Here is a 22359-nt window from a genome sequence, read left to right as displayed (position 1 = left end):
TTTGTTCATTGGTATTTTTTTTCTGTTCCCACTGAGTAATATCCTCTATACTATGAAAATACCAAAGGATATGTAAATAATCTGTATTAAACGAAAGGGTACACATGAATAAAAAAACGGCGCAATATTTTCAGTGCCTATGATTTACTGTAATCAATGCAGTAAAAGTAAGTGTTTTCATTTTTTTGAGAAACAGCTACCATTAGAAATGTAGACGAGGTGAAAGTTTCATGATCAGTGAACGGGAAAAAGCAATTATTCGATATCTCTTAGAGAATGGACCAACAACGGTTGCTAAAATTGGGTTGCATATGTCGCTTTCGCAAAAGACAGTTTCGCAATCGCTAAAGAGAATGGATGAATTTTTGCAGGAAACAGCAATAAGGCTTGTTCGCAAACCTAGAGTAGGTGTATTTCTTGATGGCGATTCAGCTGAAATTCTAAAGTATCTTGATGGGAACGAGGAATCAAACTTACCGACGAGCAAAAAAGATCGTATTCAGTTTCTTTGCTTTGAAATACTGAAACAAAAAACGTATTTTACGCGTCAACAACTGCAAGATGCACTTTACATCAGTAAATCAACTTTAGAAAATGACATGGGGCAGGTAAGCGAGATCTTTCGTCATTTTAACGTTACGATTGAAGTTTTACCGGGGAAGGGTTCCTTTTTGAATTTGTCAGAACAAGAAAAACGTCGTTTAGCATTTGATTTGATCTACTATTTCTGGGGTGGAAATTGGAAAATAACACAAGAGCAGCAACGCTATTTGCATTCGATTCAAGGAATTCCTCAGTTTGTTAATGATTTTATTGACCTGACAAAAATTTCTTTAGTTGATACGCTCTTACAAGAGTATTTGAAAAAAGAACAAATTACGCTTAATGATGCTGCCTATCACTCACTATTGCTTCATCTAATCATCATGATTGATCGGGTCAAAGAGAAGAATTATCTGACTTTCGAAGAAAGAAGCCATCCTTTGATGGAGAATAGAGCTTTTTATCGATTTATCGCATCAATAGAAGAAACGTTTTCTCTGTCGTTGCCAGTTTCGGAAGTTCATTATATTTCGCTTCATATCTATGGGGATTCGTTGATGAAGAAGAATGACTCCGATGATTTGCTTGATGAAACGATACGAAAATTGATTCATGAGACGATCTCCCTACGCAATGAAAGTCTTTTGTTAGGATTGGTATCACATATCAAAGAAGCTATTTATCGCATTCAAAAAGGATTAGTCATTCATAACCCGTTTCTAAATGATGTGAAGAAGAATTTCCCTTTGTCTTTTGAGGAAGCGCTTCGATTAGCTCATGCCTTAAATTGGCAGTTTTCGATTTCGATCCCCGAAGATGAGGTTGCTTTTCTGGCCGTACACATCCAAGTGATGAAAGAACAGCGAGAAGAAAAACAACCGCAGAAAGTGAGTGTCTTATTAGTTTGTAGCAGTGGGAAAGGCACTTCACAGCTATTAGCTGCTCGCATTCGGAGAAATTATGAGCAAATCGATATTTCCAGAATTCTTTCTATTCAAGAGTTGATTCAGACCAATATTTATGAGGACTTGATTTTATCGACAGTGGATTTAAAAATCGATTCGATTCCAACAATCAATGTTTCACCTGTACTGAATAAAGATGAGCAGCGAAAAATAGAAACCTTTTTAAAAAATGTCGAAGAAAAGCAAAATGGTTCTTTCAGTCAGTTTGCGAAACTGATTCACGAGGACTTGATTTTTTTAGATCATCATTTTGAAAATTATCAAGAGGTGATTACATTTATTGGAGAGCAGTTGGTTACTCGTGGGTATGTGATCGAGGAAATGATTGATTCTTCCCTAAAAAGGGAACAGCTTTCCTTTACTTCTTTTGGACGATTCGCAACGCCTCATGGGACGCCAGAATACGTGAAAAAATCAGCGATTGTATTTTTACGTCTTAATAATGAGATCCACTGGGGAGAAACAAAGGTGAAATATGTCTTTTTCATCTGTATCAAGGATGAAACTGTACAAGACCTTGAGGAAATCTATGACACGATGCTTAATGTGATGGAATCAGATGAACGAACCTTCCTCCTTAAAGGGACGAAAGATGAATTAAAAAAGTATTTACAAGGGGGAACATAAAATGAATATAGAAACACTACTACCTTTTGAACATATTGTTCTTGGTCTAGAGGCAACCACTAAAGAAGAAGTGGTCCGTCAATTAGCAAAAATATTAGTAATTGAAGGAATCGTTCAATCCGAAAATGAGTATGTTCAATCAGTCATGGAAAGAGAAGATCACTCGACCACAGGAATAGGCAATAATATAGCTATCCCTCATGGAAAAAGTCGTGCAGTTTCTGAACCCGCAATCGTTTTTGCTCGGTTAAAGGCACCATTAGAATGGCAATCTTTAGATGATGAACCGGTAACGGTTGTGATTATGCTTGCTATTCCTGAAGAACATCAAGGAGACACCCATTTACGGATTTTATCAGAAATTGCCATGAAATTGATGGATGAAGACATCACAGAAGCGCTGAAAAGCGAAACAGATAAAGAGATTATCGCGAAATTATTAAGCGAATAAAATGGAGAAAAGGGGAAAGACGAATGAAGAGAAAAATTATTGCAGTAACGGCGTGTGCCACAGGAGTTGCTCATACCTTTATGGCGGCACAGGCGCTAAAAAAAGCAGCAGCGAAACGTGGCGATTTAATCAAGGTTGAGACACAAGGAGCAACAGGTATCGAAAATGAATTGAACGAGCGGGATTGTCAAATTGGGGAAGTCGTGATTTTTGCCGTTGATACGAAAGTGAGAAATGAGGAGCGTTTCAATGGCAAAATGATTCTCAAAGTCCCGGTAGCAGCCCCTATAAAAAACGCAGAAAAAGTAATTGAAGATGCATTAAAGCTGATTGATCAATAAAGAGGAGGAAAATCAGATGAAAAAGTTGGCAAGTGAAATGAAAAATCATGTTTTAACAGGAATATCTTATATGATTCCTCTAGTGATTGCCGGAGCAGTTATCATGGCGATTTCTCGAGTAGGTGGATCAATATTTGGGATTGTTGATATTTGGGACGCCTCTCATGGAGAAAGTGCGAATACGATCATCCGATTACTCCATAGTTTAGATGGATTCGGTGGCATTGCGTTAGGACTGATGTTTCCCGTAATATCGGCATTTATTGCTTATTCGATTTCCGATAAGCTAGGGATTGCCCCTGGTCTTGTTGGAGGTATGTTAGTAAAAGACATTAACGCAGGCTTCTTAGGCGCAATTGTTTCAGGGCTGATCGCTGGGTACATCTGCTTGTGGATCAAAAACCATATCAAACTGCCAAAATCGATGGCATCGGTAGTTCCAGTGTTCTTAGTTCCTGTTTTAGGTACTTTAGTCACTGTCCTACTTGTGAACTATGTGATCGGTACACCATTTGCAGCTATCAATGTGTGCTTAGAGTCATGGTTGAACGGATTGAGTGGCGGAAATGCGGTCGTGATGGCGGCAGTTGTAGGGGCAATGGTTGGATTTGATCTTGGAGGGCCAGTAAATAAGGCAGCTGTGACAACCGCGATGGCTTTATTGACAAGTAACGTTTATGCACCAAACACTGCAGCACAAGTGGCGATTATCATTCCGCCAATTGGTTTAGGATTAGCGACTGTTTTTGCAAAGAATAAATACAATAACGAACTAAAAGAAGCAGGAAAATCGTCGATCATTATGGGACTAGTAGGTATTTCAGAAGGAGCGATCCCATTTGCGGTGGAAAATCCACTAAAAGTGATCCCAGTGAATATGATTGGTTCAGCGATTGGTTCTGCAATGGCTGTAGGTCTAGGAGCTGTCAATACAGCGCCAATCTCTGGTTTTTATGGTTGGTTCACCGTAGAAAAATGGCCACTGTATGTTTTATCGATTGCTACTGGCTCATTATTCATTGCGATTTGTACAAGCTTGCTACGTTCAAAAGATGCGGGGAAAGAAACAGATGCCACGATGGAAGAGTTTGACGAAGCGGCTTGGGAAGAGCAGTGGGCAGCATAGCTATGACAAATGTACACATAGTAAACCACACCCATTGGGATCGTGAATGGTATTTTACTTCGATGGACTGTGTCGTTTTGAGTGACCAATTATTTAGTGATGTACTAAAAGAACTAAAGAGGCAACCGACTGCATCTTTCGTGCTAGATGGACAACTGTCTATTCTGGACGATTATTTAGAACTCTATCCTGAGCGCTTGACTGAGGTCAAAGAGTTGATCGCCAATGGTCAATTGTTCATCGGGCCTTGGTACACCCAAACAGATGCCTTTTTCGCTTCTGGTGAGTCCATCATTCGAAATGCCATGATTGGTATATTTGATAGCAAAAAATATGGCAGCTATATGCCGATCGGCTATTTGCCAGATACATTTGGTTTTAATGCTCAAATGCCAACCATATTGAACGAAGTTGGACTTGATAACATTATCTTTTGGCGAGGCATCGATTTAGGGGAACAGGTCAAATCCCCTTACTTTAAATGGACGAGTTTAAGTGGGCAAGGTTCACTGTATGCGGTGAATTTTCCTCAAGGATATGGTGCACAGCAGCAATTGGAGCCAACGAGCAGTTATGTAGATGGCAGACTCGATAGAGGTGTTGATTTTATTAAGAGCTACGCGAATGAACCTGAAATCTTGATTCCAACTGGAAATGATCAGTTAGGCATTGTTTCTGCCATAGAAGAAAAACTAACGAAAATCAATCAGCTTGGAAAATACAAGTATCAATTGAGCACCTATCCAGCATTTATGGAGATCGTCCGTCAAAAAGAACTGGAAGTTTATCAAGGAGAGTTTCGTGCACCGGTTTTTGCACGGGTTCACAAAACGATTGGTTCTGTACGAATGGATCTGAAACGTGAGATTTTTCGATTAGAAAACAAATTAGTTTTAGAAATTGAACCAATGTTAGTTATTGCGAAAGATTTAGGGATCGAATTAAGCAATCGCTTGCTAATGAAAGCTTGGAAAAAGTTATTTGAATGTCAAGCCCATGATAGTTTGGCAGGCTGTGTATCAGATAGTGTTGCACAAGATATCAGTCATCGGTTAAAAGAAATCAGTGAGATTTGTGAGAGCATTGAAAATTTGATTTTAAAAAGAATCAGTGAAGGACTCGCTTTACAAGCCAACCAATTTCTGATTCTTCATCCAACACCAGTGCCATTTCAAGGAGAGAAATTCGTTAAGATCGTATCCAGAACCAACAATATCAAGGTTATTGGAGCTGATTCATCTGTACTTGAAGCAGTGTATATCCCAAGCAGGAAAAATATTATGGAAGAAACTCCGGCTGGCAACCGTTTTATTGAAGAAGAGGGGTATTATCTGTTAACCGTTCAAGTGACCTGTGCCTTTTCAGGCCTTGGTTATCAAGTCCTTACATTTGAAGAGCAAGAGACAACTCCCGATTCGTCTTTAGATCAAAACACATGGATTAGAAATGGAAAATACATGCTTTCCTTTGAAGACGGCCATCTGATTTATTCAGATGGAAAACAACAGATCGTGGATTTCTTGTCGATCATCGATGATAGTAATGCCGGTGATACGTATGACTATTCGCCTATTTTGAATGATCAACCGATCACGCTTCGTTTTGCCAGCTGCAAAGGGAAGCAAGAAACATTGGCTTTAGAAGGAAGTTTACAGCTACCGTATACGATCGAAGAACGGATGAAAGGAATCGCCACCAAAACATTCGATTATACATTGACCCTCCAACTGACAAAAAATGGTGAGGTAAACGCAAAGCTACGTTTTAAAAATACGCTTTTAAATCATCGGATTCGAGTGAAAGCTCGATTAAACAAGCCGATAGAAAGAGCGGTTGCGGCCATTCAATTTGGCTATCTTGAAAAAAGAAATCAAACACTGGAAAATTGGCAAGAAAAATATGCAGAAAAACCTGTCAATATTGAACCATTTGAAAAACAAGTGGTTGTTTATGATCAAGAGAACGCCCTCGTTTTTTATAGCGAGCAGAGCAAAGAGTATGAATATATCGATGACTCCTTATATGTAACGGTACTAGCTACAACCGACTCTCTAGGAAAACCAGATTTGTTGTATCGACCAGGTCGTGCTTCTGGCGATACAACCAAAAAGGGACATATTATGATGGAAACACCTCTTGCTCAAATGGAAAACTATGAGATGGTCTTCGATTTTTCCCTAAGGGTCGCATCAACAGCTATTTCTGAAGATTTGTTGGCTACTTGGAAAACTGTTAAAGAACAGCCATCGATTTCTTATCAATTGCAAGATTTGAATTACTTTATTTATCGTATAGACAATAAAATTCAAAAGCGCATTGATCCATTATCTCTGACCGACATGTCTCTTTCTTTGTTGTCTTGCAGCTTAGAACCAGGTGTGGGAGTCAGTGCGCTCCATAATGCGTATTACTCTGAGGGAATCGTTGTCCGTTTCGTCAATTCAACGAACAAAGAACGTCCTCTTGAGCCCAAAAAATTATTTAATGGGTACGAATATCAGCGAATCAATGCCTTAGAAGAACCGCTTGAAGCGGATCATATCATCCACGCTTATGGAGTAGCAACCTATTTATTAACTAAAAACTAGGAATAAAGAACACAAAATTTGTCGAGAAGGAATTGCTTCTGTAACGCTTTCCTCTACAAGATTTTGTGTTCTCGCTTTTTTACAATATTTAGAAGGAGTTTTTATGTCCGTACAACTTTTATTGCTTGCCTCACTGCCTGCACTAGGATGGGGCTTAATGCCAATCGTCGCTAAATTGATGGGAGGAAAATCAGAGGAACAACTGCTAGGAACAACAATCGCAGCCTTGATTTTCGGTAGTGTATTTGGTTTCTTGAATCAAGTGAGTTATGCCATGGTGCCATTTTTCATCAGTTTATTATCTGGGGTTTTTTGGGCTTGCGGACAATACTTCCAATTTCTCGCTTTGGAGAAAGCGGAGGTTTCTAAAGTAATGCCCGTCTCCGTCGGGACCCAATTATTATTTGTTACATTAGCATCTGGCTTCTTTCTCAAAGAATGGACAGATTTAACGACTGTAATTTTCTCAATCATGGCATTAGGAGTCATACTAACAGGTGTTTTCCTTGTAACTAAGACAACTCATCAGCAAACAGGCTTAACACAGCAAGTACTTCTTTATCTATGTTGTTCTTCAGCTTTTTTGATGCTATATGTGACAGTCACTGGTCTGTTTCAGATAAGTGGCGCACAGATTTTCTTGCCTCAGGCAGTAGGGATGTTTCTCGGGGGAAGCGTAATTTCCTTGAAAAGTAAGCAACAGTTGCGTTTCCGCAAAATAATCCACAATTTAGGTACTGGTAGCACATGGGTTATCGCGAATACTTCGTTATTCGCTGTATCGTCTTCTTTAGGTGTAGGCGTAACCTATTCATTTTCTCAAATGAGCTTACTTGTTGCTACTTATGGAAGTATTGTCCTCTTAAAGGAACAAAAAGTTGGCAGAGAAAAGCAATTTGTAGCTCTTGGTAGCTTGCTCTATATTGTTGGTGTATTAGGGATGAGTTGGTTGAAATAACTTTGCACCTGAGCAATTTTAGTTAGTGATCAATAAAGTAGCAGATAACAGTTTAACCAATAAAGAACTTATCTTAAAAATCAAAGAGTGGGTAACCACTCTTTTTTTTGTTTAGAACATGAATATTTAACTTATGCCACATTTTTTTATTTAAGCAAGTAGCGACATAGAATCATTTTTTCTTTTTTGGCGTATGCCCATAATACAGTTTGTATTTTTTATAGAAAAAAGTGATATTGGTGAAACCTGCTTCAGCCGCACATTGGGTGATTGGTTTGGTGGAGGAAGCAATTAAGTTGTGGGCGAGATTCAATTTCTTTTCGATAATCAATTCGGTCAAATTTTTACTAGTTTCTCGTTTGATCAATGCACTTAAATAGGAAGGAGAATAGTTAAAAAGGGTGGCGAGTTTTGGCAAAGTAACCGTTTGGAAGTTCTCTTCGATATAGGTCAAGATCGCTAGAATGTGCTTTTTTTTTGCCGCTTCTTGCTTGTTGGTCTGATAGTCGAACTCACGTACGAGAAAAGTGAAAAGAATGGCTATTAGATTGCTGATGATTCGTTTACTACCAATGGCTTTTTCATAAGTTTCTTTCAGCATTTCTTGAATCACAGCATGGATCCGATCATCTTTATTGTTCTTAAAGACAATATATTGGTCATGCGCGTGCTTGTCTGACAATGCAGTCAGAACAAAATCAAGCACGACCCCTTCATTAAACTGTTCTCGACTAATCAATTGAGCGAAATAATCCCGCTTGATCAAAAGATTGATCAAAACATCGTCTTCACCAGTCATTTCAATCGAATGGGGAATTCCGGTATCAATCAGACAAATTTGTCCTTTTGTCAGCGTAACTTTCTGATCATCGATCAATTGGGTGCATGTTCCTGAGTAGATATAATTTAATTCGATAAAACTGTGGTTATGATAAGGAACTGGACTGAAGCGGCTTTGCTTTAACAGAGTAAAGTTTTCTTGTTCTTCCATCAGATTATCGAATAAGTAAACTTGTCGGCCATTGATCATCACTTTTTCCAGCTGTTGATAATAGTCAGAAAGGTGGTTTGGATGGTCTCTGTGATAGCATTCCCGCTCAGATAACTGAAAAAGCTTTTTTTCCATTTCTTCGGTTGTCATTATGATCTCCTCCTTTCGTAAATCTAAAAATGTGATAATTATCTGCAAAGAAGATGACATTGTTTCAATCTGCAGAATTGCTTATGATACATTTGAAAGCGTATTTATTATGATTTTAAATGAAGTTGAATGAGAAAGAAAGAGGAATTTGTATGAAAAAGATAACGAATTTATTGAACGAAAAATATGATAATCATATTTTTCCGTTTTTATGGATGCATGGAGAAGAGAAGGAGACGATTCAAACTTACATCAATAAAATTTACGAAGCCGGCATCCGATCTGTCTGCATCGAATCACGCCCTCATGAAGAATTTTTGAAAGCGCAATGGTGGGACGAGTTGGCGATCATCATTGAAGAGTGTGAAAAAAGACAAATGACACTTTGGATTTTGGATGACAAGCACTTTCCAACAGGCTACGCCGCAGGAGAAATTGAGAAGAATCATCGACATTTGCAGAAAGAATTTTTGAATTTTCGACAATTTGATTTTGTAGGCCCAAAAAAGAATGCTGGAATTATGTTGGATTGGTGTTTCAATGCAGAGCGACCGAATATTTTGAATTCCGAAGGGGAAACGGTTAACGAGAGTGGCAAATCATTTTTTTCTGCTGAAATCATCAGCGCCGTTGCGGTCAAAAAAACTGGATTTAAGCAGATCAGCGAGGAGGAGTGGATCGACCTTACAGACTCAATGATTGATGAGACATTGTATTGGTCTATTCCTGAAGGAGAGTGGAGTATCTTTGTCTTTTACACGACACAAGAAGGAGGGGAAGCTTCGACACAAGGGTACTTGAATCCTTTGGTACCAGAAGCAACGGATGTTTTGCTGGAAACGGTTTATCAAAGTCATTATCAACACTTTGGAGAGAAATTTGGCACAACGATCCAAGGATTTTTCTCAGATGAACCGCGGTTTGGGAATATCAAGGGTCCTGATGCAGTCCTTGGAAAAGTAGATATGCCATTGCCGTGGCGGTATGATTTGTTGACTTTGTTAGCAAACCAGCTAGCCATATCTGAAACTGAGCTTCGAGGGCTGTTGCCGGCTCTCTATCGTGGTGAATCAAAACAGACGGCTAAGATTCGTTACAATTATATGTCGTTGGTTTCTGAGCTATATAGTCAACACTTTTCTCAGCGGATCGGACGCTGGTGTCGGGAACATAAGGTCGACTATATCGGACATGTGATTGAGGATAACAATGCCCATGCACGTTTAGGCTATGGGGCAGGTCACTTCTTTCAATCGATGAAAGGACAATCGATGGCAGGGATCGATGTCGTTTTGCATCAATTGATGCCGCAACAAAATGACGGATACTTTGAAGCCATGACATCTACTGGCTGGGATGGCGAATTTTTCCATTACGCATTAGGGAAAATGGGGGCATCTTTAGGAAACTTAGACCCTGTGAAACAAGGTCGAACGATGTGCGAAGTATTCGGTGCATATGGTTGGTCAGAAGGAACCAAACTGATGAAATGGCTAACCGATCACATGCTGGTGCGAGGGGTCAATCATTTTGTCCCTCATGCTTTTTCAATGAATGACTTTCCTGATGCCGATTGCCCGCCACACTTTTATGCGCAAGGCCATAATCCACAATTTGAGGGCTTCAAACAGCTGATGACGTATATGAATCGTTTGAGTTATCTATTTAGCGACGGGAAACATCAAGCGGATATTGCTGTGCTGTACCATGCTGAAGCGGAGTGGGCAGGCGCTTATATGCCGATTCAAAAAGTTGCTCGTGAACTGATGGAACATCAATACGAATTTGAAATCGTTTCGGTTGAGATGATGCTTGATGCGCAATTTACGGATCAAACGTTTGTCATCAATGAGTATGCCTTTCAAACACTAGTCATTCCATATACTGAGCGAATGTCTGGTCCATTGATCAAAAAGCTGACAGCTCTCGCAGAATCTGGAATTCAAATTATTTTTGTTGAGGAAATGGTGAAAGAAGCCCTTGAACAAACTCTGCTTACCCATGAACTGCGGCTTCTCGCTCGCCTTACGGAAGTAACACCGCTCACAGCACTTACTGATAACGTTGGCTTGAAGGTACGGGATCGTTTAGAAACATCAAAAGCTCTGCCGTATTTGCGCTACTATCATTATCAGCAGCAGACAGATGAAATATTCATGCTTTTCAATGAAAATGACAGTGAATCGCTGCAGTTTCAGGCTGTTTTTCCTGCTAAGAAGCCTTTAGTTCAATATGATCCAGTAGAAAATAAACTGAAACCTGTGTCATATAAAAATGGCAGCTATGAGATTCATTTAGCACCAGCAGAGAGTATGATTCTTTTTGAAGCTACCTCGGAACAACCATTGCGTATTGATAGAAGCAAACCAGTGAAAGAAGTTCATCTAAACGATCAGCCATGGCAAGTCACTTTCGAAGGAATCGGGAAAGAGCAAGCGGTAGTTGCCTGTCAAAAACAATATTCGTCATTGCCTTTACTGGGAGTCGGTGATGACTTCAGTCGGTTTAGCGGGAAAATCACTTATACCGTGGACTTCCCTAAAGCAGCAGGAGAGGTTTTATTAAGTATTAAAGATGCTTCAGAAGTTGTGACTGTTTCAGTGAACGGTCATTGTGTAGGCACAAGAATCAGTACACCGTATACATTTGAGTTGACGGACCTGCTTCAAGAAACGAATAATTCCATCCAGATTGAAGTGATCAATAATTTAGGTCGCAGTATGCGGGATTATCTTTCACAGTTTGTCCTGTTCGAGCCTTTGGGGATCACTGGCGAAATCAAACTTTTTATTGAGGAGGAGCAAAAATGAACAACCAGCAGTTGGCAACAGAGGTTTTAAAGGAAATTGGTGGAAAAGCCAATATCGAATCGGTGACCCATTGCGTCACACGTCTGCGTTTTGTATTGCATGATACAGATACCCCAAGTAAGGAGACCATTGCTAGTCTTGACGGAGTGATTTCAGTCGTTGAACAGGGCGGACAGTACCAGATCGTTTTAGGAAATCGTGTAAACGATGTCTATGAAGCGGTCCTGCAACAAGTCGGCGAATTAATAGAAGACACTACCCATGAAAAAACAAAAAAATCTCTTTTTGATCAGTTTACCTCCACGATTTCAGGGATTTTCACGCCAGCTTTAGGCGCTATGGCTGCGTCAGGAACGATCAAAGGGATCTTGACGATTTTATCAGTAGCAGGCATTTTGTCAGAAACTTCGGGAACCTATATCGTTTTGTATGCATTGTCTAATGCTTTCTTTTACTTCATGCCAATCTTATTAGGTGCTTCGGCGGCAAATTATTTTAAATTAAACAGCTATGTCGGAATGTTGATTGGGGCATCATTGATCTATCCTACTTTGCTGCCGTATGCGACAGAAGGTAGTTTGACCTTTTTGTCGATTCCCGTGAATATGATGGACTATACTTCTTCCGTTTTTCCGGCAATCATTGCTGTCTGGGTGGCAGCCAAAATCAATGGCTTCGTTCAGAATTGGCCGTTGAAAGATTTGCGATTCATGGTACAGCCTCTTATCGTGTTACTAGTTTCTGTCCCCCTTGCCTTGCTGGTCGTTGGTCCAATTATATCCAACTTATCAAGTCTACTGGCAACGCTTGTTAATAATGTTTATCACTTCAGTCCGGTTTTGGGCGGGCTGGTGATTGGGGGACCATGGATCTTGATGGTCATGTTCGGATTGCATTGGGCATTCATTCCAATTTTTCTTAACAACATGGCGATGCAAGGATTCGATCCTGTGATGGGTCTGCTCTTAGCGAACCAAATGGCAATGGCTGGAGCTGTCGTGGCGGTTGGTCTACGAACGAAAAACGATAAAACGAAAGCACTCGCATACTCAACAGGTCTGACAACCCTGATTGGTGTCAGTGAACCAGCATTGTACGGAGTATTACTTCCTTATAAACGTCCGTTGATCGCTGCTGTCATCGGTGGAAGTTTAGGTGGTGTTATTGCAGGATTTATGCAGACAGTGCAGTATTCTTTTGGTGGTTCAGGATTGTTGGGTATTCCTTTGATTATCAATCCAGCAGGAATCGATGGTGGATTTTATGGTGGGATTGCTTCGCAGGTAGTAGGGCTTGTTGCGGCATTTCTAATCACCTATTTTTGGGGAATTGTAGAACCTGAAAAAAGGAAAGCAGTCAATTCAAAAGAGCCAGTGAATACAAAAATCAATTTTCAAGAAGTCGTTCAAGGAGAAGTCGTTCCCTTAACAGAGGTTCCTGACAAAGTTTTTTCAGAAGGCTTGATGGGGCAAGGGAAAGCAATCAAACCACAATCAAACACCTTTTATGCCCCTTTTGATGGCGTGGTCACTGCTTTATTTCCAACAAAGCATGCGATCGGCTTGACCAGTGATCAAGGCGTTGAACTTTTGATCCATATCGGTGTTGACACAGTAGAGCTAGAGGGAAGGCACTTTACGACCCTTATTGAAGCAAATCAAGCAATCAAAAAGGGCCAGCCGCTGATAAAAGCCGATCTCGCAGCTATCCAAGCAGAGGGATATGCGACCATTACGCCAGTTGTGGTAACGAATGCGTCAGCATTTGAGAAGATCATGAATGAAAAAGAGTCACTTATTGTTGCCAACTAAAACCTTAGATTCAATGAAAAGAAACATGAAATCAGTGAATGATTTCATGTTTCTTTTTTACCGTCCATTCTCCGTTTGTCGATAATCACTAGGTGAAATGCCGACTTTTTTCTTGAATAAACGGCTGAAATAGGCGGTGTTTTCGATGCCGATCGCCAATGAGATCTCTTTGATGGAAAGACGAGAATAGCGCAAAAGGTCTTTCGAGTAAGAGATGCGTTTGCTGATCTGGTACTCGATGGGGGGCAAGCCCATGTATTTGGAAAACTCCTTGACGATTTGATACTTATTGATATGGTACCTTTCCTCCAAAGATTCCAAGGTGATCCCTTGACGGAAATCCTCTTCTAGCTGGTCACGAATCTGCAAAATATAAGGCGGGATCTCACTATCCGAAAAATCGAGATGATATTTTTGCAGGAGCAGTTCATTGAGTAGCTGATGGATCAAAACAGAGCTTTGGAAGGCAGTTTTCGCATTTGGTTCTGGCTGTAACATCAATAAATCTTGTAAGACCAAATGGATCGGATTTTGGCGGCTGCTGGCAGGATTTGTGTGAAAAACTGGACTGCCATTTTTGAGAAATTCATCATAAAACGCTGCGACGTTGGCGCCATATAGATGGATCCAGTCCATTTCCCAGGGCTCTTGACTAACGGTGCGGTAGTACTGATAGTCTAGGCAGTCGATAAAAAACACATCACCTGCTTTTAATTGATAGCTTTTTCCTTTGTAGCGCAATTCACCGCAACCGGACAATGTATATTTGATCAAATAAGAAGGCAGGTTCTCTCGTTCTGTAAAGTAAGGTTTGCTGGCTTTGAAATAGCCGATTTCTTGAATGTAATAGAAAAGTTCACGCTGCTTTTGGGTTGAAGTATTGATGTAACGCAGTGAATCGGTTGACCATGAGTGGTTGGCTTTTTCCCAGTAATCCATCGGATCCTCCTTTTTACCAAGATTGTGCAAGTCTTTATCAAAATTGTGTGATGAAACTCGTTGATTGTCAAGCTAAAATTGAGGCAACAAGAATGAATCAGTAAATTGTAATCGATTTATTTTTAACCAAGATAATGAAAGGTGGAGACCAGTGAACACATTTATCGCAATCGATATCGGCGCATCAAGCGGTCGTCTGATGTTGAGCCGTTGGGAAAATGAGCAGATCACTTTAGAAGAGATCCATCGCTTTAAAAACGGCTTTCGTCCCCTTGAAGGCTTTGACCGCTGGGCGATCGATTATTTGATCCAAGAGATTTTAGTAGGACTGCAAAAAGTGAAACAAGCCGGTATCAATGACTGCTTCGTCGGAATCGACACCTGGGCAGTGGACTACTGTTTGATCGATCAAGCAGGCGAACGTTTAGGCGACCCAGTCGCTTATCGAGATAGTCGCACCAATGATGCGATCGCGGCTTTTGGCCAGCGCTATTCTTTGCAAAAACTGTATGAGAAAACAGGCATTCAGCTGCAGCCCTTCAACACGATTTTTCAATTAGCCACAGAAGAAGCGCAACTGTTGCAAAAAGCCGACAAACTGCTGTTGATTCCAGATTATTTGGGCTACGTTTTTACCGGCAAGATGGTCACGGAAAAAACCAATGCCTCGACGATGCAGCTTCTAAATGCCAATACCCAAACATGGGATGTAGAATTATTAGCTGAGATTGGCGTAACAGAAGGACTGTTCCCACCATTGGTTGATGCTGGGACGGTTTTAGGCGCACTGCAAACTCAGAAGTTTCCAGCCTATGATTTGCCACAAGCGACCTTTGTCACTGTCGCTAGTCATGATACGGCTTCGGCGATCATCGGTACACCCGGAGAAGGGTCAGAGTGGGGCTACATCAGCAGCGGGACATGGTCATTGCTGGGGATCGAAACCAAAGTACCCAATGTTTCCCTTGCCGCCTTTGATGAAAATTATACGAACGAATGGGGTGCCCACAACACGATTCGCTTTTTAAAAAATATTATGGGCATGTGGCTGATCCAAGAAGTGGCTCGGCAGCAAGATTATCAGTATTCCTATGCAGAACTGGCGGAATTGGCGCAAGCAACGCCTGCTTTTCAACAGTTTGTCGATGTCAATGATCCTCGTTTTTTGAATCCAGAAAATATGATTACTGAACTGCAAGCGTATTGTCGAGAAACCCAGCAGAAAGTTCCAGAAACCGCAGGGGAACTGGCTCGCTGTGTGTATGATAACTTAGCGCTTTGTTATGCCAGCGAATTGCAAAAGCTGGAACAGCTGACAGGTACGACGAACAAGCTGCAAAAACTGCATATCGTGGGGGGCGGTTCCAACAATCGCTTTTTAAATCAACTGACGGCTGATGCTGCGCAGCTGACGATCGAAGCTGGCCCAAGTGAAGCAACGGCGATCGGCAATCTTTTAATGCAGATGATGAGTGCTGGCATCTTCACGTCGCTGGTTGAAGCACGCCGCGCGGTCAAACACTCATTTCCTTGCAGTGTTCATGAACCACAGCCTTTTGATCACAAGATTTTAAGCAACTATCAACGTTTTATAGAAGGAGAAGGAAAAAATGACAACGATTCAACAGCGTTATGAAGAAGCTAAGACAGCATATGCCAAATTAGACGTCGACACGGATGCGGTTTTGAAAAAATTAGCCGATGTGAAAATCTCGATGCATGTTTGGCAAGGGGACGATGTGCAAGGATTTTTGAGTGATGAAGCGTTATCTGGTGGGATCTCTGTAACAGGGAATTATCCTGGTGCTGCGCATACCCCTGAGGAGTTGCGCCAAGATTTAGAAAAAGCCTACTCTTTGATTCCTGGAAAACACAAATTGAACCTTCACGCCATCTATTTAGACACCGAGGAAGCAGTGGATCTAAATGAATTGGAGCCTAAGCATTTTGAAAAATGGGTTGCTTGGGCGAAGGAACAAGGCTTAGGTTTAGACTTCAATCCAACCTTTTTCTCACATCCCATGTTCAAAGATGGCTTTACCCTTGCTTCACCAGATGAAGAAGTTCGTCAGTTTTGGATCGAACACGGCAAACGTTCGCGTCAAATCGCTGCCTATATGGGCAAAGAAACTGGGCAAGTCTGTGTCAATAATTTCTGGGTGCCAGATGGCTACAAAGACAACCCGATCGATCGTTTTACACCACGGGAACGCTTGATGACAGCATTAGATGAGATTTTTGCTGAAGAATTGCCAGCGGAATACACGGTAGATGCCGTGGAAAGCAAGTTGTTTGGTCTTGGTGCCGAAGCCTACACCGTCGGCTCTCATGAATTTTATATGGGCTATGGCTTGACGCGCGATAAATTGATTTGTTTGGATGCTGGACATTTCCATCCAACCGAGGTGATCTCCAATAAATTGTCTTCATTGGCACTATTTAGCAAAGGCATTTTGCTGCATGTCAGCCGTCCTGTACGCTGGGATAGTGATCATGTCGTGATCATGGATGATGAATTGCAAGAGATTGGCCGCGAATTGGTTCGCAATGACTTATTGCCAAAAACCAACATTGGGTTAGATTTCTTTGATGCGACGATCAATCGGGTCGCTGCGTGGGTGATCGGGACGCGCAATACTCAAAAAGCGTTGCTAAAAGCGATGCTAGAACCGATCGAAGAACTAAAAGCAATCGAATTGTCAGGTGATTTCACCACTCGTTTAGCCATGACGGAAGAATTAAAAGACTATCCGTATGCAGATGTTTGGAATTACTTCTGTGAAAGCCAAGGGGTACCAGCAGGTCTGGATTGGCTATCAGAAGTGAAAGCCTATGAAGAAACCGTCTTAAAAGCCAGAAAGTAGGAGAACGATGAAAAAGATTGATATTTTACAAGCGAATTTTGTACAAGAAATGATGGAAACAACAGCAAATCTTTACCGTTTAGGGTGGGATGAGCGCAACGGCGGCAATATTTCTTACTTATTAACAGAAGAAGAGATCTTGCCTTTCATCGATCCGCAAAGCGTCTTGCGGGAAATCCCCATGATTTTTGATGCCACGGCACTGGCTGGCAAGTACTTTATCGTGACAGGTTCAGGAAAATACTTTAAAAATGTAGCGGCACATCCAGCGGAAAACCTTGGTGTGATCCGAGTCAAAGAAGATGGGCAAACATTGGAATTGCTTTGGGGCTTGGAAAATGGTGCGGTGCCAACGAGTGAACTGCCAAGTCATTTCATGAGTCATATCGCACGCTTGTCGGTCGATCCAGAAAACCGAATCATCATGCATAACCACGCATCTCATCTTTTAGCCATGAGTTTTACCCATGAGTTGGATGAACGCAGTTTCACGAGGACCCTGTGGCAGATGTGTACGGAGTGCTTGGTGGTCTTCCCAGAAGGTGTTTCCATCATTCCTTGGATGGTTCCAGGAACGAACGAGATCGGCGAAGCAACAGCTGCTAAAATGAAAGAAACCCGTTTGGTACTTTGGCCGCAACATGGCATCTACGGTGCTGGCAAAGATATGGATGAAGTCTTTGGCTTGATTGAAACGGCAGAGAAAGCTGCGGAAGTGTACACCTATGTTAAAGCGCAAGGCCCAATCTTACAAACCATTACAGATGAAAATCTGAAAAAATTGGCTGACGCTTTCAAAGTCACTCCCCGAGCAGGCTATCTTGAGGTATAAGTAATGGTAGAAGAATAGAAAAGGCTCTCAGTCTTTTCTATTTAAACTATATTGTGAATAAACAAACAAATGGAGGTAGGAAGAATGGCAAATAGAATGATTTTGAATGAAACATCGTATTTTGGAAAAGGAGCGATCGAGAACGTACCGACCGAATTCAAAGCACGAGGGTTCAAAAAAGCGGCTGTGATCACCGACAAAGATTTGGTGGAATTTGAAGTAGCAACCAAAGTGACGAAATTATTGGATGAAGCAGGTGTCGACTATGCGTTATATGATGGGATCGTGCCCAACCCAACGATCCAAAATGTCAAAGACGGCTTAGCCTTTGTCAAAGAAGCCCAAGCCGATTGTATCATTGCGATTGGCGGTGGTTCACCGATCGATACGGCAAAAGCGATCGCAATCATTGCTACGAATCCTGAATTTTCAGATGTGATTAGTTTGGAAGGCGTGGCAGACACGAAACATCCATGCTTGCCGATTTTAGCGGTACCGACAACTTCTGGGACTGCAGCCGAAGTAACGATTAACTATGTGATTACAGATGAAGAAAATCATCGGAAATTTGTTTGTGTAGATCCTCACGATATTCCTCTAGTAGCCTTTGTGGACAGCGATATGATGATGGGGATGCCGAAGAGCCTGGCAGCTGCAACGGGGATGGATGCCATGACCCACGCCATCGAAGGCTTCATCACCAAAGGCGCTTGGGAAATGACTGACATGCTGCACATCAAAGCAATCGAGATCATCGGGCGCTCATTGAGAGATTCCGTGAATGGCGATCAAGCAGGACGAGAAGCGATGGCACTAGGGCAATACATTGCCGGTATGGGCTTTTCAAACGTCGGCTTGGGCTTAGTCCACGGCATGGCACATCCATTGTCCGCTTGGTACAACATTCCTCACGGAGTAGCGTGCGCGTCTTTGTTGCCAACCATCATGAAATACAACAAAGACTTTACGGGTGAAAAATACCGTGAGATCGCGATCGTTTTAGGCATTGAAGGGGCAGAAACGATGTCACTTGAAGACGTCCGAGATGCTGCTTGCCAAGCAATCGATCAGTTAAGCAAAGATGTGGGCATTCCAGCGACCATTTCTGAATTAGGCGTCAAAGAAGAAGATATCCCAGCCATCGCCAAAGATGCCTTGAACGATGTCTGCACACCAGGCAACCCGCGGGAAACGACTTTAGAAGAGATTATTGAGCTTTATCGTTCGATGATGTAAAAGCTCAAATCGTTCCTTTCAATGAGCGTGCTTATTTCGCTTGCTGTATAGGCGCTCAAACCTGGATTGCTCCTTAACGACGGTTGAAGGGTTTGGATAAAAGGCGTTTTCCTTCTCGTTTCATGGGAACTAGCAGCTTTTCTTATTCCAACAGTTGAATAATGAACATTGATGATAACACTGACTTTGTTACAGCCATTTTGAAAAATGGCTGTTTTTTTTGTCCTTAACGTTGTATTGTAATTCTTATTATTGATCATCTTTGTCCCATGAAGGGGACAAAGAATGATAGAACGCTTACATTTCCTAGTGCTATGATAAGTGTGTAGAAAGGAGAACGGTTACATGACTGTTATGGAACAACGAAAGAGAAAAATCATCCATATTCTTTCCAATACGAGAGAATTTGTCACGGCCGATGAACTATCCGCAGCGCTTCGACTTTCTACAAAGTCGATTTATCGCATCGTAAAAGCAATCAATGAGGATGCCGCGATTGACTATGTGATTCTCTCAGAAAAAGGGAAAGGCTACCGCTTAAGTTTCCATCATCAAGAAAAGTCCCAGAGTCAGAAAGCGGAAATGCCGAATGCGCTGACACCAGTGGAACGCCGGAACAAGGTGATGGAGGAGCTATTGCTTATTTCCCCAAAAAGAAAGAATATTTTTTCCCTGTATCAGCCTTTTTATGTGAGTGAAACGGTTATCAACAGTGATGAGAAATTAATTTCTGAAGCTTTGCAGCGTTTTGAGCTGACGGTTTCCCGCAAAAATAAAATGATCGGGGTGAACGGTGCAGAAAAAAATATCCGTCGTGCATTGCAGGATTATATCCAACAAACCCGCAATATCCGCTTGGATGATCTGCATGTGACGAATGAGGCGTTCAACCGCTATGATGCGGAGTTTGTTTTGCGACAGCTGAATTTGATTGAAAATCACCTAGGATTAGTAATACCACATCCTTATAACATTAATCTTTTTTCTCACCTGTATATCTTATTGCGACGGTTTCGCAAAGTAGGGAATTCATTTAATGAGGATATTTTAGATGAGAAAGAGAAACAGCAAATGCAAGAAAACCCAGAATTAGCCACCATCGCCAAAGAGATCATTGGCAATAGCGAACAGTACTTGCATACGAAATTACCGGAAAACGAAAGCTATTATATGTATCAATACCTCGTCTCCTCACGGATGCAAAAGGCCACGGATGAATTAGAGGATCTGTCAGAACAAGTAAAACTAATTTCTAATGCATTTATAGAAAAAATGAGCACTCAGCTGCAGCGGTCATTTGAAGACGAGGAGTTATTCGGTAAATTGGCTCGCCATATCAAACCAATGATCAATCGGTTGCGACATGGGATCGAAGTCAAAAACAATCTTTTGGAGCAAATCAAATTAGAATATACAGATTTGTTTTTTGCTACCGAAGAGACTGCAAGAGAAATCTGCCAAGTGTACGATTTGCCAGCGCTCACAGAAGATGAAATCGGCTTTGTCACCCTTTACTTTGCTCAAGCGATCGAAGAACATCCTCAACAACTCAAGGTAATGATCGTCTGTACTACAGGAATCGGGACCTCCGAATTATTAAAAGTAAAAGTGCATAAGAAATTTCGTGAGTTAGCAATCACCGCTGTCCTACCTTCTCGTGATGTGGAAGCGGCTTTAAAGCAACACCCGGATACGGAGATGATCATCTCAACCGTTCAATTAACGATCGATAGTCCGATTCCGGTTGTGATCGTGAGCGCCATGCTGACGATGGAAGACCAAAAACGCCTTGAAGTGATGATTGGGAGGGTGAGAAATGACTAAATTCCCTTTGTCCCTTACTTTAGTTTCAACAGAAGCAGGAGAGACGAAAGTCGATGTTTTAAGGAAGATTGCAGGTGTTAGCCAAACAATCGGGCTGACGGAGAGCAAAACCCTGCTATTTGAAGCACTGCAAGCCCGAGAAGCGAGCGGCAATACGATGATTGCTGAAGATTTTGCGCTACCGCACATTGAAAGTGCTGTGGTGAAAAAAAGCGGAATCGTTCTAGTCAGAGGTGAAGAAGTCCTTTGGCAGGGAACGCTGCAAGCAAAAACGATTTTTGCGATCCTGATGAAGACTAACGAAACAACCGCGGTGAAACAAGCAGTCATCCGCTTAATGAAATGTTTCGCCTATGAAGAAAATCTGCAATTCATTGCAGAAAAATCAAAAGAAGAAATCGAAGCCTTCCTTCTCAACCAATGCGGCTGATAGGAATGAATGGTCAATTCAGTAAGGCAAGAGGTACTCAACTAGAGGAGGAAAACGAATGGATATTTCAACAGTGATTGATCCAAAAATAATCAAAACCAACATGGAGGCCGCTTCTAAAGAAGAAGCCCTGCAGCAATTGAGTCAGCTTTTATATACCAATGAGTACTTGACGGATCAGGCAGCATTTTTAAAAGATGTCTATGAGCGGGAAGCAGTTGGTCAAACAGGGATTGGTAATTACATTGCCATTCCCCATGGAAAAAGTGCTCATGTGAAGGAGAGCGGCGTAGCAATCGGGGTTTTAAAACAAGAGATCCCTTGGGAAACGTTGGATGGCAAGGGAGTGAAAGGAATTATCTTATTTGCCGTCGGTGATGACACGGAAGGGGCGCAAAAGCATTTGAAACTGCTCTCTTTGTTCGCTCGGAAATTAGGAAATGACGAGGTGACGGCTGCCTTGTTGAAAGCAAAAGAGCCGCAGCAAGTGATTGAAGCATTTCAAGGATAACAGAAAATTTAAGGAGGAATTATTTATGAAAATCGTCGGAGTATGTGCATGTACAGTAGGGATCGCTCACACTTATATTGCGCAAGAAAAGTTAGAAAATGCGGCTAAAAAGGCAGGTTACGAGATCCATGTGGAGACACAAGGAACGATCGGTCGTGAAAATGAATTGTCACCTGAAGCGATTGCGGCTGCAGATGTCGTGATTTTAGCAGTTGACGTCAAAGTAGCAGGACGTGAACGATTTGAAGGGAAACGGATCATTCAAGTGCCGACCGAAGTTGCCATCAAGTCCCCAAGCAAATTGTTGGAAAAAGCCAAAGAGGTCGTTCAACAGCAGGCGGTCTAAGCAAACCGAAGGAGGA

At 41.7% G+C, this 22359-nt stretch carries 18 protein-coding genes; 16 read left to right on the top strand and 2 right to left on the bottom strand.

Annotated elements, in window-relative coordinates; genetic code table 11:
* Window positions 1-230: 230 nt before the first annotated feature.
* The 6 genes from IGJ42_RS12000 to IGJ42_RS11975 all read left to right on the top strand — a co-directional run bounded on the left by IGJ42_RS12000 (window position 231) and on the right by IGJ42_RS11975 (window position 7599).
* Window positions 231-2135 (top strand): BglG family transcription antiterminator, encoded by a 1905-nt coding sequence (locus tag IGJ42_RS12000; RefSeq protein ID WP_430615578.1) that lies wholly within the window; start codon window positions 231-233, stop codon window positions 2133-2135.
* Between the two features lies 1 nt (window position 2136).
* The gene (locus tag IGJ42_RS11995) at window positions 2137-2586 is read left to right on the top strand and encodes a PTS sugar transporter subunit IIA (protein ID WP_005234407.1); all 450 of its coding nucleotides are present in this window, start codon (window positions 2137-2139) and stop codon (window positions 2584-2586) included.
* 23 nt (window positions 2587-2609) lie between these two features.
* The gene (locus IGJ42_RS11990; protein ID WP_005234408.1) at window positions 2610-2927 is read left to right on the top strand and encodes a PTS fructose transporter subunit IIB; all 318 of its coding nucleotides are present in this window, start codon (window positions 2610-2612) and stop codon (window positions 2925-2927) included.
* Window positions 2917-4053, top strand: coding sequence for a PTS fructose transporter subunit IIC (locus IGJ42_RS11985; protein ID WP_430615575.1), 1137 nt, complete (start codon window positions 2917-2919; stop codon window positions 4051-4053). Before IGJ42_RS11990 ends, IGJ42_RS11985 begins: the two co-directional genes overlap by 11 nt.
* A gap of 2 nt (window positions 4054-4055) precedes the next feature.
* On the top strand, window positions 4056-6641 hold the full coding sequence (locus IGJ42_RS11980) for an alpha-mannosidase (RefSeq protein WP_430615572.1): 2586 nt from the start codon (window positions 4056-4058) through the stop codon (window positions 6639-6641).
* Between the two features lie 103 nt (window positions 6642-6744).
* On the top strand, window positions 6745-7599 hold the full coding sequence (locus IGJ42_RS11975; RefSeq protein ID WP_005234411.1) for a GRP family sugar transporter: 855 nt from the start codon (window positions 6745-6747) through the stop codon (window positions 7597-7599).
* 172 nt (window positions 7600-7771) lie between these two features.
* Here IGJ42_RS11975 and IGJ42_RS11970 read toward each other — a convergent pair whose 3' ends face one another.
* Complete coding sequence (locus tag IGJ42_RS11970; protein ID WP_430615570.1) at window positions 7772-8740, bottom strand: AraC family transcriptional regulator; 969 nt, start codon at window positions 8738-8740, stop codon at window positions 7772-7774.
* A gap of 152 nt (window positions 8741-8892) precedes the next feature.
* Here IGJ42_RS11970 and IGJ42_RS11965 point away from each other — a divergent pair, with 152 nt between their 5' ends.
* The gene (locus IGJ42_RS11965; RefSeq protein WP_430615565.1) at window positions 8893-11550 is read left to right on the top strand and encodes a glycosyl hydrolase; all 2658 of its coding nucleotides are present in this window, start codon (window positions 8893-8895) and stop codon (window positions 11548-11550) included.
* Window positions 11547-13361: a beta-glucoside-specific PTS transporter subunit IIABC gene (locus IGJ42_RS11960; RefSeq protein WP_061053121.1), complete on the top strand. Its 1815-nt coding sequence runs from the start codon at window positions 11547-11549 to the stop codon at window positions 13359-13361. Before IGJ42_RS11965 ends, IGJ42_RS11960 begins: the two co-directional genes overlap by 4 nt.
* 57 nt (window positions 13362-13418) lie before the next feature.
* Here the strand turns inward: IGJ42_RS11960 and IGJ42_RS11955 are convergent, their stop codons facing one another.
* A complete protein-coding gene (locus tag IGJ42_RS11955; RefSeq protein ID WP_034872044.1) occupies window positions 13419-14300 on the bottom strand; it encodes an AraC family transcriptional regulator in 882 nt (293 codons plus the stop codon).
* 151 nt (window positions 14301-14451) lie between these two features.
* On the opposite strand from IGJ42_RS11955, the gene rhaB reads away from it, so the two are divergent.
* From rhaB to IGJ42_RS11915, 8 genes are all read left to right on the top strand, one after another.
* Window positions 14452-15936 carry a rhamnulokinase gene (rhaB, locus tag IGJ42_RS11950; RefSeq protein WP_430615561.1) on the top strand — a complete coding sequence of 495 codons (1485 nt, stop codon included), beginning with the start codon at window positions 14452-14454 and terminating at the stop codon, window positions 15934-15936.
* On the top strand, window positions 15911-17164 hold the full coding sequence (gene rhaA, locus IGJ42_RS11945) for an L-rhamnose isomerase (RefSeq protein ID WP_005234414.1): 1254 nt from the start codon (window positions 15911-15913) through the stop codon (window positions 17162-17164). The genes rhaB and rhaA overlap by 26 nt, the downstream gene beginning before the upstream one ends.
* A 7-nt stretch (window positions 17165-17171) precedes the next feature.
* A complete protein-coding gene (gene rhaD, locus IGJ42_RS11940) occupies window positions 17172-17996 on the top strand; it encodes a rhamnulose-1-phosphate aldolase (protein WP_005234418.1) in 825 nt (274 codons plus the stop codon).
* Window positions 17997-18080: 84 nt separating this feature from the next.
* Window positions 18081-19232, top strand: a complete 1152-nt coding sequence (fucO, locus tag IGJ42_RS11935; RefSeq protein ID WP_430615559.1) for a lactaldehyde reductase — start codon at window positions 18081-18083, stop codon at window positions 19230-19232.
* Window positions 19233-19577: 345 nt separating this feature from the next.
* Entirely contained in the window at window positions 19578-21056 is a 1479-nt protein-coding gene (locus IGJ42_RS11930) for a BglG family transcription antiterminator (RefSeq protein ID WP_430615557.1), read from the top strand.
* Window positions 21049-21486 carry a PTS sugar transporter subunit IIA gene (locus tag IGJ42_RS11925; RefSeq protein WP_086316451.1) on the top strand — a complete coding sequence of 146 codons (438 nt, stop codon included), beginning with the start codon at window positions 21049-21051 and terminating at the stop codon, window positions 21484-21486. Before IGJ42_RS11930 ends, IGJ42_RS11925 begins: the two co-directional genes overlap by 8 nt.
* A gap of 58 nt (window positions 21487-21544) precedes the next feature.
* The gene (locus IGJ42_RS11920; RefSeq protein WP_430615555.1) at window positions 21545-21997 is read left to right on the top strand and encodes a PTS sugar transporter subunit IIA; all 453 of its coding nucleotides are present in this window, start codon (window positions 21545-21547) and stop codon (window positions 21995-21997) included.
* A 25-nt stretch (window positions 21998-22022) separates the two neighbouring features.
* Window positions 22023-22343, top strand: a complete 321-nt coding sequence (locus tag IGJ42_RS11915; protein WP_008380953.1) for a PTS fructose transporter subunit IIB — start codon at window positions 22023-22025, stop codon at window positions 22341-22343.
* The last annotated feature ends 16 nt before the right edge of the window (window positions 22344-22359 follow it).

The organism is Enterococcus sp. DIV1067f (genome assembly GCF_050543505.1).
Classification (GTDB): Bacteria; Bacillota; Bacilli; order Lactobacillales; family Enterococcaceae; genus Enterococcus_D; species Enterococcus_D entomosocium.
This window is presented reverse-complemented; position numbering and strand designations above follow the sequence as displayed.

Bases quoted from the DNA above. Each gene is read 5' to 3' on its own strand.
- IGJ42_RS12000 (WP_430615578.1), top strand. From the start codon at position 231: ATGATCAGTGAACGGGAAAAAGCAATTATTCGATATCTCTTAGAGAAT.
- IGJ42_RS11995 (WP_005234407.1), top strand. From the start codon at position 2,137: ATGAATATAGAAACACTACTACCTTTTGAACATATTGTTCTTGGTCTA.
- IGJ42_RS11990 (WP_005234408.1), top strand. From the start codon at position 2,610: ATGAAGAGAAAAATTATTGCAGTAACGGCGTGTGCCACAGGAGTTGCT.
- IGJ42_RS11980 (WP_430615572.1), top strand. From the start codon at position 4,056: ATGACAAATGTACACATAGTAAACCACACCCATTGGGATCGTGAATGG.
- IGJ42_RS11975 (WP_005234411.1), top strand. From the start codon at position 6,745: ATGTCCGTACAACTTTTATTGCTTGCCTCACTGCCTGCACTAGGATGG.
- IGJ42_RS11970 (WP_430615570.1), bottom strand. From the start codon at position 8,740: ATGACAACCGAAGAAATGGAAAAAAAGCTTTTTCAGTTATCTGAGCGG.
- IGJ42_RS11965 (WP_430615565.1), top strand. From the start codon at position 8,893: ATGAAAAAGATAACGAATTTATTGAACGAAAAATATGATAATCATATT.
- IGJ42_RS11960 (WP_061053121.1), top strand. From the start codon at position 11,547: ATGAACAACCAGCAGTTGGCAACAGAGGTTTTAAAGGAAATTGGTGGA.
- IGJ42_RS11955 (WP_034872044.1), bottom strand. From the start codon at position 14,300: ATGGATTACTGGGAAAAAGCCAACCACTCATGGTCAACCGATTCACTG.
- rhaA (WP_005234414.1), top strand. From the start codon at position 15,911: ATGACAACGATTCAACAGCGTTATGAAGAAGCTAAGACAGCATATGCC.
- rhaD (WP_005234418.1), top strand. From the start codon at position 17,172: ATGAAAAAGATTGATATTTTACAAGCGAATTTTGTACAAGAAATGATG.
- fucO (WP_430615559.1), top strand. From the start codon at position 18,081: ATGGCAAATAGAATGATTTTGAATGAAACATCGTATTTTGGAAAAGGA.
- IGJ42_RS11930 (WP_430615557.1), top strand. From the start codon at position 19,578: ATGACTGTTATGGAACAACGAAAGAGAAAAATCATCCATATTCTTTCC.
- IGJ42_RS11925 (WP_086316451.1), top strand. From the start codon at position 21,049: ATGACTAAATTCCCTTTGTCCCTTACTTTAGTTTCAACAGAAGCAGGA.
- IGJ42_RS11920 (WP_430615555.1), top strand. From the start codon at position 21,545: ATGGATATTTCAACAGTGATTGATCCAAAAATAATCAAAACCAACATG.
- IGJ42_RS11915 (WP_008380953.1), top strand. From the start codon at position 22,023: ATGAAAATCGTCGGAGTATGTGCATGTACAGTAGGGATCGCTCACACT.